Here is a 13439-nt window from a genome sequence, read left to right on the forward strand (position 1 = left end):
CGTACAATATTAATTGGGTGGGGTGGTGATACTTCTGGGATATAGGGGAAGATCAAAAGCCTGCCCTCACCCTAGCCCTCTCCCGGAGGGAGAGGGGACTGACCGAGGTGTCTTGCGCTGTACATCGACCTGAAAGATCCAGTCGATTATGGATTCGGTAAAGCAGATTCAGGTCGGCGGACTTCTTGAGCATCCCCCGATCGGTCCCCTCTACCTCTGGGAGAGGGCTAGGGTGAGGGCAGCATTCTCAAGCGTACTCAGAGCCAACTGTTTGATGATCTCAACCACCGGCCCCACCCGCTCAGCCTGCCCATGCGGCCACACCGCATAAAGATTGTAATGCGCCGCAATCTGCGCCTCGTTCAACGCCACCAGCCGCCCGCTGCGCAACGCATCGGCAGCCAGTAATCCACGCACCAGCCCCGCACCGACACCCGCTTCAGCTGCCGCAATCAGATTCGCCGCATTATCGAAAATCACCCGCGCCGGCGGTTCGGTCGGTGTCATCCCCGCCGCATCCAGCCACGGAATCCACGACCTGCGCGTATACCCCAACAGCGGCAATTCAAGAATCTGCGCCGGGCTCAGTGGCACCTGCAAACCCTGCCGCTCAAGCAACGCCGGAGACGCCACCGCCAACACCCGATCCCCGCAAATCTGGGTCATCTCGCAATCATCCCAATCGCCATAGCCATAGCGCAGCGACAGGTCCACCCGTTCGAACGTGCTGCGATCACTGCGCGGCATCGACAGGATTGTCACTTCGTAAGCCGGCAATCCGTCGAGCAATTGCGGCAAGCGCGGATTGAGCCAGCTCTGCGCCAGTTCGCTGTCCACATCCAGGGTCAGCCGCTGAGCTACGCTGCGGTTTTTCACCGAGGACAGCGCCCGGTCAATCTGCGCCAGGCTATCCGACAGCACGCTGGCAAACAGCTGCCCGGCGTCGGTCAGGTTGCTGCCGCCGCCTTCGCGCACGAACAGCGGCTGGCCGATGAAGTCTTCCAGGGCGCGGATCTGCTGGCTGATCGCGCTGTGGGTCAGGTCGAGCTTGCGTGCGGCACTGGAAAAACTGCCGCTGCGCGCCGCGTGGATGAACGCGCTCATGGACTGCACCGACGGGTATCGCTTGTACATGTTGTTAGTCCTGCTTACACCGGTTGGCAGAAATCGTCGCTGGCCGCGCGTTGCCGGGGGTTCCAATAATCGGTCACCAGGCCCGCACAAAGACGGGCCGCTCTTTTGGAGCCTGACAATGATTGCATTCACGGTTAACGGCGAACGACGCGAGCTGGATGAGGCGTCCCCCTCCATGCCCTTGTTATGGGTGTTGCGTGATCAGTTGAAACTCACCGGCACCAAGTTCGGTTGCGGCATGGGCCTGTGCGGTGCCTGTACCGTGCACCTGAACGGCGTCGCGGTGCGTTCCTGCCAGTTGCCGCTGGCCGCCGTCGCGGGCCACAGCATCACCACCATCGAGGGCCTGTCGCCCAGCGAAAACCATCCGCTGCAACTGGCCTGGGTCGCCGAAGATGTGCCGCAATGCGGCTACTGTCAATCCGGGCAGATCATGTCCGCCGCCGCGCTGCTCAACACCGGTGCACCGGTCAACGACGACTCGATCCGCAACGCCATGTCCGGGAATATCTGCCGCTGCGGCACTTACGGGCGGATCAACAAGGCGATCAAACGTGCGGCGAATACGCCGAAGGAGGCGTGATGAGCCTGATCGACGGCACGCTTCATGAACCCTCGCGCCGAGTGTTTCTCAAGCAGGCGGTAACGGTGGCGTCCGGTCTGGCGATTGCGCTGTACCTGCCTTCCGGTGCGGCGGCGACTGAAGCGAAAACCTCGGCCACTGAATTCGAACCTAACGCCTGGGTGCGCGTGCTGCCCGACGGCACGGTGAAACTGGTGGTGCACAAGCACGATTCCGGCACCGGCACCCAGACGGCGCTGGCCGCGTGCGTGGCCGAGGAACTGGACGTCAACCCGATGACCGTGCAGGTCATCACCCCGGAAGATCCGTTCTTCGACACCTACATTCATCCGGTCTGGAAAGTCTTCTCCACCGGCGGCAGCACCAGCGTTTCACTGGAATACGATCGCCTGCGCATGGCTGGCGCCACGGCGCGGGCGCTGCTGATCAGTGCGGCGGCGCAGCAGTGGAAAGTCAGCCCCGACAGTTGCTCTACCGAAGAAGGCCGGGTCGTGCATGCATCGAGCAAACGCAGCCTCGGCTACGGCGAACTGGCCGGCGCGGCGGCGCATCTGCCGGCACCGGCTAACGTCACGCTGAAGGATCCGGCGCAGTTCAAGTACATCGGCAAACTGCGCCACAAACGCGATGCGGCGGCCAAGGTTTGCGGACGCTTCAAGTACAGCATCGACGTGCAGTTGCCGGGGATGCTGGTGGCGGTGATTCAACGCGCACCGGTAGTGGGCGCGAAGGTTGTCGCGGTGGATTCGGCGGCCGCGTTGCAGGTGCCGGGTGTGCGCAAGGTGATCGCGATTCCCGGTCGGCCGGACGTGCTCGGTGGCAACCTCGAAGGCGTCGCGGTACTGGCCGAAACGTTCTGGGCCGCGCAACAGGGACGCAAGTTGCTGGAGATCAAATGGAGCGATTCCCCGCTGGCCGGTTTCGACAGTGCCGAACTGGTCAAGGCACAGATCGCAGCGATCAGCGACCCGGCAACGCAAACCGTCAAAGCCATGGCCCAGGGCGATGTCGCCGGACAATGGCCGGGTGCGGCGAAGCTGCTCGAAGCCGATTACACCATGCCCTACAAGGTGCAGAACCCGCTGGAGCCGATCTGCATCACCGCGCAGCTCAAGGACAAGGCAATCACCTACTGGGGTGGCGTGCAGGTGCCGTCGTCGGCGCTGGAAGCGGCGCAAACCGTGTGCGGCATCGGCAAGGACAAGGTCACCATCCATGAATTGGTGTCCGGCGGCAGCTTCGGTGCGCGGGAAGCCAAATACTGGTTATTCGAGGTCGCGTATCTGGCGCAGAAGACCGGTGTGCCGGTGAAACTGCTCAATAGTCGCGAAGACGAAATGCACGCGTTGTTCTATCACCCGGCCACCCTTCATCGGGTAAAAGGCGCACTGGATGCCCAAGGCAAACTCACCGCGCTGCAACTGCACGCGGTGTCGCCTGCCTCGCCGGAACAGTGGGAGCCGGGCTATTTCGAGCGTCCGGATCACATGGATTACAGCACCACCGAAGCGATCACCGCGTGGGACTTCGCCTACCGTCCGCCGCATCTGGAACTGAACTGGGTCAAACACGAAAGCAACGTGCCGAGCGGTTGGTATCGCTCGGTGAGCTTCATTCCCAACGTGTTCGCCGTGGAAAGCTTCATGGATGAACTGGCCCATGCGGCCGGCAAAGATCCGCTGGCGTTCCGGCTGGCCAACATGCAGGAGCGGCCACGGCATGTGGCGGTGTTGAAGCAGGCCGCCGAACGCGCCGGTTGGGGCCAGAAACTGCCGCCGGACACGGCGCTGGGGATCGCCACCAATCAGGGCTACACCAGTTTCATCGCCGTGGTGGCGCGGGTCGCGAAAGTGGACGACAAGGTGCGGGTCGAGAAGCTGACCTGTGTGGTCGATTGCGGTCTGGCGGTGTCGCCCGGCGGGGTCGAGGAGCAGATTTACGGCGGATTGATGTGGGGCCTCGGCCACGCGCTATTCGATCGTCTCGACATCCAGCAGGGCAGAGTGGTGCAGAGCAATTTCCACGATTATCGCGTCACCCGCATGTCGGACATGCCGCCGGTGGACATCCTCGTGCTCGACGGCCAGCCGGACAAACCGGGCGGCGTCGGGGAGCTGGGCAGTCCGTCGGTGGTCCCGGCAATTGCCAATGCGCTGTTCAGCCTGACCGGGGTGCGTCAGCGTTCCACGCCACTGAACCTGGGGTAAGTCGCCATGGACCTGCGTTTGCTGCGGTACTTCATGGCCCTGGCCGATGAGCTGCACTTCGGTCGCGCCGCCGAACGGCTGCACATCTGCCAGCCGCCGCTGAGCCAGCAGATTCGTTTGCTGGAGGAAGAACTCGGCACGCCGCTGTTCGAGCGCAGCCACCATCGGGTCGAGCTGACAGCGGCGGGGCAGATGCTCAAGGAGCAGGCGCCGCTGGTGTTCGAGCAACTCGAGCGGGCGCTGGACCTGACCCGCCAAACTGGTCGCGGGCAACTGGGCGAGCTGGAAATCGGCATGATCAGTTCGGTGATGGTCGGCGTGCTGCCCAAGGCGCTGCACCTGTTTCGCGAGCGCTATCCGCAAGTGACCTGGCGTTTGCATGAAATGACCCCGGCGGCCCAGGTCAAGGCGTTGAAGGAAAAACGCATCGACGCTTGTGTGTTCCGGGTTGGCTATGACGACCCGCAATTGCGCAATGAATTGCTGATCCATGAACCGATCCATGTGGTGATGCCGCAGGATCACCCGCTGGCCCGACGCGAGGTGCTGGCGCCGGCTGATCTGGCGCAGGAGCCGTTTGTGGCGCTGGAATTGAAGCAGTCGCGGTTCGCCAATTTTCTCTATCAGTGCTGCATTCAGGCCGGGTTCACCCCACAGATCCGCCAGCAGGTGATCGAGGTGCAGACTTTGCTCAGTCTGGTTCGCGCCGGGTTTGGCGTGGCGCTGTTACCCGCATCGATCGAGCAGTTGGCTCCCGCCGGGCTGGTGTTCCGGCGCCTGACTCCGGCGCTGCCGCAAGTGCCGTTGTACGCGACGTATCGGGCCGACGATGCCTCGCCGGTGCTCAAGCTGTTTCTCGATACGCTGCGCGAGCTGGTCGATCACTCATCGCGGTAATCAGGGACAAAGTTGCCCGGCACGATCACAACCGCCTGCGGTCGTAAACTTCACATGCGCGAACTTGTGGAGAACCAATGAGCCGGGACGTCCTGACCACCGAAACCAATCGCCGTCAGTTGCAGCAGATCATTGCCGGGCTGTCCGACGGGGTGATTCTGCTGGAACTCGACCAGACGATTCTCTGGGCCAACGAAGCCGCGCTGGCGATGCATGGCGTCAGCCGGATCGGCGAGCTGGGCAACAACGCCGGGGAATACGTCGAGCGCTTCAACCTGCGCTATCGCAACAACCACACGCTGACGCCGGAGCAATACCCGATCAGCCGCGTAGCCACCGGCGAGACCTTCAGCGACGTGCTGGTCGAAGTTACCCCGCACAGTGACGAGGAGCGCACCTGGGTGCATAGCGTGCGCAGCATGGTGTTGACCGATCGCGACGGCGACATCGAGTCGCTGGTGCTGATCATGAGCGACGTCACCGACTGGGCCAACGCCGAACAGCGCTTCGAAAAAACCTTCAACGCCAACCCGGCGCCGGCGGTGATCTGCCGCCTCAGCGATCTGCGTTACATCAAGGTCAATCCGGGTTTTCTGGAAATGACCGGCTACACCCGCGATCAGGTGATCGGCGTTTCGACCTATGAGCTGGATATTCTCGAACAGGCCGAGCGCAAGGACCTGGCGATCCAGCGCCTGCGCGATGTCGCGACGATTCCGCAGATGCAGGCCGAATTGCGCTTGCCGGACGGCGGCAGCAAGCAGGTGATCGTCGCGGGGCAGCCGCTGGTGCTCAATGACGAGGATTGCATGCTGTTCTCGTTCGTCGACATGGAGCTCAGGCATAAGGCCGAAGTCGCCCTGCGCCAGAGTGAAGAGCGGTTCGCCAAGGCCTTTCGTCTGACGCCGGTACCGATCCTCATTTGCAGCGCCGATGAGCAGCGGCTGATCGACGTCAATCAGGCCTTTCTTGATACCCTGGCTTACGAGAGCGACGACGTGCTCGGCAAGACCGTCGCGCAACTGGACTTCATCGATGAACCGGCGGAACGCGCCCGGTTACTGGCGGCACTGGAGAAAACCGGCCGCGTTGACCGCGTCGATATGCGGATCCGCAGGAAAGACGCCGAGCTGCTGGAGTGCGCGATGTCCGCCGACACCGTCAACATCCAGGACGCGGTGTGCTATCTGCTGGTGCTGATGGACATCACCGAGCGCAAGCGCACCGAGCTTGAGCTGGTGGCGGCGATTGAAGAGGTGATGAAGGATGCATCCTGGTTCAGTCGGACGTTGATCGAAAAGCTGGCCAATGTGAAGAAGGTCAACTCGCCGCAGCTGCCGAGCGTGTCGTTCACCGATCTGACGGCCCGGGAGCGTGATGTGTTGGCGCTGATCTGTGAGGGGCTGGCGGACAAGGAGATTGCTGCGCGGCTGAAGCTGGCGCCGAACACGGTGCGCAATCATGTGGCGACGGTGTATTCGAAGCTGGATGTGCACAGTCGCAGCGAGGCGATTGTCTGGGCTCGCGAGCGCGGGTTGTTTTCGGGGGGCGGTCGGGGGCAGCGGTAAGGTGCAAATGCACTAGTTCATGGGGTGCAAATTCGGGTGTTTGATCGGGCGGGGTGTTCTTAGTCTGTTGAGGTGCGATGCATTTTTTTGGTGATCGTGTCTTTTTGGAACCTGCTAATGGATCAGCCCTTTATGAATGTGTTGTCGGTTTTTGAGTCTGGTTGTGTGGAGCTGGCGCGATGATTTATCTGGCGCAGTTGCGGGCTCGGCTTGAGCGTAGTTTTTCGCCGTTGGCTTGTGAGTGTGTGGTGGATGGGGATCATTCGCTGACTGTGAAGCTTTATGAGCCGGTTTCGGGGCGGGTGGATCTGGTGATTAGTGGGTTGAGTCTTGGTGCCTTGCGAACTCCGGAGGCGGTGGATGCTTTGATTGGTGAGTTGCGGTATGAGCTTGAGAGTAATTCTTTGCGCTCGCCCAGTTGAACTTGGCGGCCTTTGGGCCGACCAGGTTTTTGTTCGGTTTGGGTGAATATCCGGTTCTTCGGGTGCAGCCGCTGGCGGTTTCGCCCTTACGGCGAGTCACCTTTTCCAAACGCCGAAAAGGTAACCCAAAAGGCTTTACCCTGACGTTCGGCACCTCGCTTTGGCTCGGTGTGCCTTCGCTCCGGGATTGATCCGGGGGCATCGCCTACGGTTTGCTTCGCTGCACCTCCTCTCGATGTGTTTGGCTTCGCCAAACGGTCGCTGCGCTCCCACCCCCGGATCAATCCCTCCACTCAGCCTGCCGACGGGCCCTGCGATCAAAAGCGGTACTCGAGCTAACGCTCATCGTGGTGAGTGGTGAAGAGCACGAAGCCGACGTGTGTGCTCTTCAAAACCTGAGTTCGCCTCGATGGTTCAGGTCGATGTATCTCGAATCAACAACCCCGTAGGCTCCCTCTCCCTCTGGGAGAGGGCTGGGGTGAGGGCTGGATCTTGAGGCTGTCCTCGATTTGTCAGAATCCACGATCCAATCAACAACTCCGCCCAAAATCGACAGCCAATTCCCCCCAATCCCACCATTTCACTGGCACTCACCCCCCACTGGTCTATAAGGAATGAGTGGTTCGGTTTCCATAACCGGGCGTTGTCCTGCTCGGCGACGGGAGTTTTCTTCCATTCATCGCGGGTCATCCTATGAACAATTCTGGGAAACGCGTGTGTTTTTCGTTGTTGTCGGCTTTCGGTCTGGTGCTGCTCAGTGGTTGCGCCAGTCCTCCACCCCCTCCGCCGGCAGCACCGCCTCCGCCGCCTGAGCGGACTTGTCAGGTCTTGGAAAATACCGAGGTCGCCGGTGATGCGTATGCCGACGGGCAAGTGACTCGACACATCACCAAGACCCGTTGCGTCACTCAGTAAGCCGGGCGCCTGTGAAGGCGCGGGTCGAGTGGATTGTGCTGGTGGCCGATCTGGTCGGTACGGCGGTGTTTGCGGTTGAAGGCGCGATTGCGGCGATGCGCAGTCAGCTCGATCTGCTCGGGGTGATGGTGATTGCGTTCATCGTTGCGCTCGGTGGCGGGGTGACGCGTGATCTGTTGATCGGTGCGACGCCGCCCAAGGCTGTGGCGGACTGGCGCTATCCGGCGCTGGCGTTTGCCATGGGCGGGGTGGCGTTTGTTTTTCATGAGCAGGTGCTTGGGTGGTCCGGTTCGATGCTGATCGTGCTGGATGCGGCGGGGTTGGCGTTGTTTGCCGTGGCCGGGGCGCAGAAGGCGTTGAATTTCGGGATCTCGCCGTTTGTGGCCATGCTGATGGGCACGATTACCGGGGTCGGTGGCGGGGTGCTGCGTGACATTGTGCTGGCGCGAGTGCCGGTGGTGTTACAGGCGGATTTGTATGCCAGTTCGGCGTTTGTTGGCGCGGCGGTGTTGATTGTCGGGCGCAGGCTGGGTGTGCCGCCGGTGGCGGCTGCGTTGCTGGCGGGGGCGGCGTGTTTGTTGTTGCGGTTGTTGTCGGTGCATTTCGGCTGGCAGTTGCCGAAGGTTCTGGAGGCATGAAAAAGGCAGCCCTTGGGCTGCCTTTTGTTTTGCGTCAGAAGCGGATCAGGACAGGAAACCGCCGTCCACGTTCAGCGACACACCGGTGGTGTAGCTCGAGGCGTCGCTCGCCAGGTACAGCACGGCGCCGGCCATTTCGCTTGGGTCGGCTACGCGCTTGAGCGGGATCTGCGTCAGGGCCTGTTTCAGGATCGCGTCGTTTTTCACCAGCGCCGAGGCGAACTTGGTGTCGGTCAGGCCTGGCAGCAGGGCGTTGCAGCGGATGCCGAATTGCGCGCATTCCTTGGCGAAGACTTTGGTCATGTTGATCACGGCGGCTTTGGTCACCGAGTAGATGCCCTGGAAGATCCCCGGCGAAATGCCGTTGATCGACGCCACGTTGATGATGCTGCCGCCGCCGTTTTCGCGCATCAGCTTGCCGGCTTCCACCGACATGAAGAAGTAGCCGCGAATGTTCACGTCGACGGTTTTCTGGAAGGCGCCGAGGTCGGTGTCCAGTACGTTGCAGAACTGCGGGTTGGTCGCGGCGTTGTTGACCAGGATGTCCAGGCGCCCGAACTGTTCCTTGATCCCGGCGAAGACCTGGCTGATCTGTTCCATTTCGCCGATGTGGCAGGCGACCGCCGTGGCCTTGCCGCCGGCGGCGATGATGGCGTCGGCCACGTGTTGGCAGCCTTCGAGTTTGCGGCTCGAAACGATGACGTGGGCCCCTTGCTGGGCCAGCAGTTTGGCGATGGCTTCACCGATGCCACGGCTGGCGCCGGAGACGAAAGCGATCTTGCCGTCGAGGTCGAACAACTGAGTCTTGGACATGGGATTCCCTTGTAGTAAGCCTTGTTATAACGCCGTCATCAGAGGCTGGATTTGGCAATGACCTGCAGGCTCATCTGCTCCAGCAGTTTGTTCATGTGAATGAACTGCGCGAAGCGTTTGTCCTGGGTCTGGCCATGGAAGAAGCGGTAGTAGATCTGCTGCACGATGCCGGCCAGGCGGAACAGGCCGTAGGTGTAGTAGAAGTCGAAATTGTCGATCTGGATGCCCGAACGCTCGGCGTAGTAATCGACGAATTCGCGGCGGGTCAGCATGCCCGGCGCGTGGCTTGGCTGGCGGCGCATCAGTTGCACCGGTGCCGGGTCGTCGGCCTGGATCCAGTAGGCGAGGGTGTTGCCCAGGTCCATCAGCGGATCGCCGAGGGTGGTCAGTTCCCAGTCGAGCACGCCGATGATCTGCATCGGGTTTTTCGGGTCGAGGATGACGTTGTCGAAGCGGTAGTCGTTGTGCACGATGCTGGAGGTCGGGTGATCGGCCGGCATCTTGTCGTTGAGCCAGGCTTTGACCTGTTCCCAGTGCGGTGCGTCCGGGGTCAGGGCTTTTTCGTAACGCTCGCTCCAGCCTTTGATCTGGCGGGCGACGTAGCCTTCCGGTTTGCCCAGATCGCCGAGGCCGCAGGCGTTGTAATCGACGCGGTGCAGTTCGACGAAACGGTCGATGAAGCTCTTGCACAGGGCTTCGGTTTTGGCCGGGTCGAGGCCCAGTTCCGGCGGCAGGTCCGAGCGCAGGATGATGCCCTTGACCCGTTCCATCACGTAGAACTCGGCGCCGATCACCGAATCGTCGGTGCAGTGCACGTAGGCTTTCGGGCAATACGGGAAGCCATCGCGCAACTGGTTGAGGATGCGGAATTCGCGGCCCATGTCGTGGGCGGACTTGGCTTTGTGGCCGAACGGCGGACGGCGCAGGACGAATTCCTGGTCCGGGTATTCCAGCAGGTAGGTCAGGTTCGACGCGCCGCCGGGAAACTGGCTGATCTGCGGCGTGCCGGTCAGGCCCGGAATGTGCGCCTTGAGGTACGGATCGATCAGGCTGGCATCGAGTTCTTCGCCAGAGCGGATACGGGTGGACTGGTCAGTAAGCGCCATGCTTATCCCTTCTGCTTATTTTGGAGGCCAGACATCATTGGCTAATCTAATGGCGCGCTCGGGTCGTCACAAGCGCGGTTCGGTCTTATAGGTTAGCGTGTTGGACGATAATCACCTTTGGGAATGTGCGCGCGGGGCCGCTGGCGACTAAGGTTTAGCGCGTATGCCTTGTTCACGAAGGAGCTTTGAAATGGGCTGCCCGCAAGTCTGTGCCAGCGCCACCCTGCAATGCAGTTTCGGTGCCGCACCGGCAGTGCTCAACGTGCTGCCGGTCAACCGCACGCTGACCGGCGGGATGCCGGCGGCGAACATCATGGATCACATTCCGCTGGTCAACGTCACCACGTTCGGCATGTGCATGAGCATGGCCAACCCGATGGTCGCCGCCGCCACGGCTGCAGCATTGGGTGTACTGACGCCGATGCCGTGCATTCCGGCGACCGCCACGCCGTGGATCCCCGGCGGTGCGCCGACCTTGCTGCTGGGCGGGATGCCGGCGATCGATGCCAACAGCACGTTGATGTGCAACTGGGCGGGGGTGATCAAGATCGTGATGCCGGGGCAGATGCAGATGCTGATTCCCTGAGTCAGGCCTGCGCCGGATCCGTCCATTTGCGAAACCACCAGCGCACCCGGGAAATCGGTTTGCCATCGGCATCCAGCGGCCGCCCGTCCTCGGCAAACCCTTGCTCCGGTTCCATCAACTGCCCATTCAGATAACGCGCATCCACCGCTGGCTTGCCGTTGGGATGAAAGCGCTGATAGCGCCCCTCACGCACGCCATCGCGATAGAACTCGGCCTCCGCCACTTGCCCGTCCGGAAAGTAATTGAACGCCTCGCCATGCAACAACCCGCGCCGATAGCTGGCCTTGCGCTGCAACCAGCCTTCGGGCGCATAGAAACTGGCGATACCTTGCAGCTTGTCACGCACAAACGGCATCTGCGCCGAGACCTTGCCATTGGGGTGATAGAGCAGGGACGTGCCCTGCAATTCGCCCTGGCTGTAATTCAGGTCCGCCTGTTTGCGCCCGTCATCCTTGATGTTCAACGGGCCGTCGAGCTGGCCGTCCTGCAAACGCCCCTTGAGGTGTTTGTCATCCTGCTGCAGATCCAGTGGTGTGATCGCCATGGCTTCCCCTTGTCAGTTGACCTGCACCAGCCCGCCCTTGATGGTCAGCATGCCGCCGCCGTCCACGGTCTGTGAGGCCGCGCCCTTGTTGGTCAGGCTGATGCCGGCGTCGTTGGTCAGCGTGGTTCCGGCCTTGTTGTCCAGTGAAGTACCGGCCTGATTGGTCATGGCCGTGCCGGCCTTCTGGGTGATCGAAGTGCTGGCCGAAGTCGCCAGATCTGCACCGCTCTTGATCGTGAAACTGCCGCCGCTTTGCAGGGTGAGGGTGCCGCTGACCTTGATCGTCAGGTTGCCGTCCACCGTCAGGCTGTAATCGCCGGTGACCTTGTCGGTGTAGTTGCCGCCGGTGCTGTGGTTCTGGTCGGCGCCGACTTTCACGGTGCGGCTGTCCTTCACATCGAGGCTGTCGCTGCCGGTCTGGATCGTGACGCTGCGTTTGCCCTTCTCCAGCGTCACGGTTTCATCGCCGTCCTTGACCGTGCGGGTGCGGGCGTTCTGCACCGTGAGGGTTTCGTCGTGGCCGACGGTGGCGGTGGTGTCGTTGAGCACGTTGATCTTCAAGTCTTTCTGCGCTTGCAGGAACACCTCCTCGGCGTCCTTCTTGTCCTCAAAACGCAGTTCGTTGAAACCACCGCCCCCCTTGGACGATTGGGTCTTGATTCCGGATTGGGTCTGGTTGGCGGGCAAGGCATAGGGCAGGGCGTTGTCACCGTTGTACACGCAACCGGTGACCAGCGGCCGATCCGGATCACCGTCGATGAAGGTTACGATGACTTCCTGACCGATCCGCGGCACGAACTGCATGCCGAAGCCCTTGCCGCTCCACGGCAGCACCACGCGCACCCAGCAGGAACTGGTTTCGTCATTCTTGCCGTCGCGATCCCACGGGAACTGCAACTTGATCCGGCCGTATTCGTCGGTCCAGATTTCCTCGCCGGACTTGCCGACTACGATGGCGGTCTGCGGGTGCATGCGCGGTTTGGGCGTGAGGCGTTGCGGACGAAACGGCGTGGCCTTGGGGATTGCTTCGAAGCGATTGCGATAGCTTTCGTGGCTGGCGTCATGGGTCACCCGAGTGACGACCCAGTCGATGTTCAGGCTCGCGTTTTCGTGGCCGTCGAGGGTGAACCAGTGGCCTGGAATCAGCCAGCGGCAGTCGCTTTCGCCAACAAAGCGTTTCTCTTCACTGCGCAGCCCGTCGACCCGCTGCTTGGTCAACGCATCGCCCCGAGCCTTGGCGTTGTAACCGCCGGGATGCTCGTAGATCGAACGCGGTCCGGCCACGGCTTCGGCCTGGCCATAGAGTGAAGTGGTCGGCGTGGTGAACTCGTAATCCGTCGCCTTGTACACCCCGGCCACCGCTTGCAGACAAACCTGGCCTGAGCGGATGCCGTGCAGCTCGCGCTCACCCAATTGCTGACCCAGATACTTGACCTTCGGCCCGTTGGGGATCTGTACGAAGGCGTCGTTGCTGTCGCCTAGCACCAGCGTGTGTTTGCCGTCTTGATGGGTAAAAAACCAGAAGATGCCTTCCTCCTCCAGCAGGCGCGAGACGAAGGCGAAATCGGTTTCTCCGTACTGCACGCAGTATTCACGTGGGGTGTAACTGCCGGTCAGTGAGAGTTTGAAATCGGTGAAACCGTGAGCTTTGAAGATTGTGGTGACGATGTCGGAGGTGGTGAGGTTCTGGAATACGCGGTTGTTGCTGGCCAGGGTCAACCACCAGAGCCACGGTCTTAAAACCAACTGATAGCGCTCGGCGGTGGCATCGGCAGGCAGTTGGCGAATTTCAGCGACCAAGGCATCGAACGGGCGCAATTGAGCGTCGTTGTGCAGGGTGGTGGTGACGTGGGTGGCAACGGCGCTGGTGAGGGTGAGCGAGGTACCGTCATTCAATCCGTTGAGGGTTTGAACGCCGAGGTTGTTCAGGGTTTCCTCACCGGAGAGCGACTCAGGGTAAAGCGCCGACAGCGAGGTGGCGGTGAGGGAGAGCGTAGTGTTGCTGTCGGTGGAGCGGGGCATCCGC

At 61.5% G+C, this 13439-nt stretch carries 12 protein-coding genes; 7 read left to right on the forward strand and 5 right to left on the reverse strand.

Annotation, left to right across the window (positions count from 1 at the left end; translation table 11 throughout):
- Positions 1-210: 210 nt before the first annotated feature.
- A complete protein-coding gene (locus tag L6D82_RS14700; RefSeq protein WP_236189877.1) occupies positions 211-1134 on the reverse strand; it encodes a LysR substrate-binding domain-containing protein in 924 nt (307 codons plus the stop codon).
- A gap of 118 nt (positions 1135-1252) precedes the next feature.
- Here L6D82_RS14700 and L6D82_RS14705 point away from each other — a divergent pair, with 118 nt between their 5' ends.
- The 6 genes from L6D82_RS14705 (at position 1253) to L6D82_RS14730 (ending at position 8364) form a co-directional block, all read left to right on the forward strand.
- The gene (locus L6D82_RS14705) at positions 1253-1717 is read left to right on the forward strand and encodes a (2Fe-2S)-binding protein (RefSeq protein ID WP_102717626.1); all 465 of its coding nucleotides are present in this window, start codon (positions 1253-1255) and stop codon (positions 1715-1717) included.
- A complete protein-coding gene (locus L6D82_RS14710) occupies positions 1717-3924 on the forward strand; it encodes a xanthine dehydrogenase family protein molybdopterin-binding subunit (protein WP_236189886.1) in 2208 nt (735 codons plus the stop codon). Before L6D82_RS14705 ends, L6D82_RS14710 begins: the two co-directional genes overlap by 1 nt.
- Positions 3925-3930: 6 nt before the next feature.
- The gene (locus tag L6D82_RS14715; protein WP_011334794.1) at positions 3931-4821 is read left to right on the forward strand and encodes a LysR family transcriptional regulator; all 891 of its coding nucleotides are present in this window, start codon (positions 3931-3933) and stop codon (positions 4819-4821) included.
- A gap of 77 nt (positions 4822-4898) precedes the next feature.
- Positions 4899-6389 carry a helix-turn-helix transcriptional regulator gene (locus tag L6D82_RS14720; protein ID WP_236189888.1) on the forward strand — a complete coding sequence of 497 codons (1491 nt, stop codon included), beginning with the start codon at positions 4899-4901 and terminating at the stop codon, positions 6387-6389.
- Between the two features lie 179 nt (positions 6390-6568).
- Entirely contained in the window at positions 6569-6811 is a 243-nt protein-coding gene (locus tag L6D82_RS14725) for a DUF1652 domain-containing protein (protein WP_084776931.1), read from the forward strand.
- An 899-nt stretch (positions 6812-7710) separates the two neighbouring features.
- Positions 7711-8364: a trimeric intracellular cation channel family protein gene (locus tag L6D82_RS14730; RefSeq protein ID WP_236189897.1), complete on the forward strand. Its 654-nt coding sequence runs from the start codon at positions 7711-7713 to the stop codon at positions 8362-8364.
- Positions 8365-8409: 45 nt separating this feature from the next.
- On the opposite strand, the gene L6D82_RS14735 is transcribed toward L6D82_RS14730, so the two are convergent.
- The gene (locus L6D82_RS14735) at positions 8410-9177 is read right to left on the reverse strand and encodes an SDR family oxidoreductase (RefSeq protein WP_085687598.1); all 768 of its coding nucleotides are present in this window, start codon (positions 9175-9177) and stop codon (positions 8410-8412) included.
- A 38-nt stretch (positions 9178-9215) separates the two neighbouring features.
- On the reverse strand, positions 9216-10283 hold the full coding sequence (locus L6D82_RS14740) for a phosphotransferase family protein (protein ID WP_102717622.1): 1068 nt from the start codon (positions 10281-10283) through the stop codon (positions 9216-9218).
- A 190-nt stretch (positions 10284-10473) separates the two neighbouring features.
- Here L6D82_RS14740 and L6D82_RS14745 point away from each other — a divergent pair, with 190 nt between their 5' ends.
- A complete protein-coding gene (locus tag L6D82_RS14745) occupies positions 10474-10869 on the forward strand; it encodes a DUF4280 domain-containing protein (RefSeq protein WP_007958887.1) in 396 nt (131 codons plus the stop codon).
- A 1-nt stretch (position 10870) separates the two neighbouring features.
- Here the strand turns inward: L6D82_RS14745 and L6D82_RS14750 are convergent, their stop codons facing one another.
- Complete coding sequence (locus L6D82_RS14750) at positions 10871-11413, reverse strand: toxin-antitoxin system YwqK family antitoxin (RefSeq protein ID WP_236189899.1); 543 nt, start codon at positions 11411-11413, stop codon at positions 10871-10873.
- A 12-nt stretch (positions 11414-11425) separates the two neighbouring features.
- A complete protein-coding gene (locus L6D82_RS14755) occupies positions 11426-13435 on the reverse strand; it encodes a type VI secretion system Vgr family protein (protein ID WP_236189909.1) in 2010 nt (669 codons plus the stop codon).
- Between the last annotated feature and the right edge of the window lie 4 nt (positions 13436-13439).

The organism is Pseudomonas paraglycinae (genome assembly GCF_021601625.1).
GTDB lineage: Bacteria > Pseudomonadota > Gammaproteobacteria > Pseudomonadales > Pseudomonadaceae > Aquipseudomonas > Aquipseudomonas paraglycinae.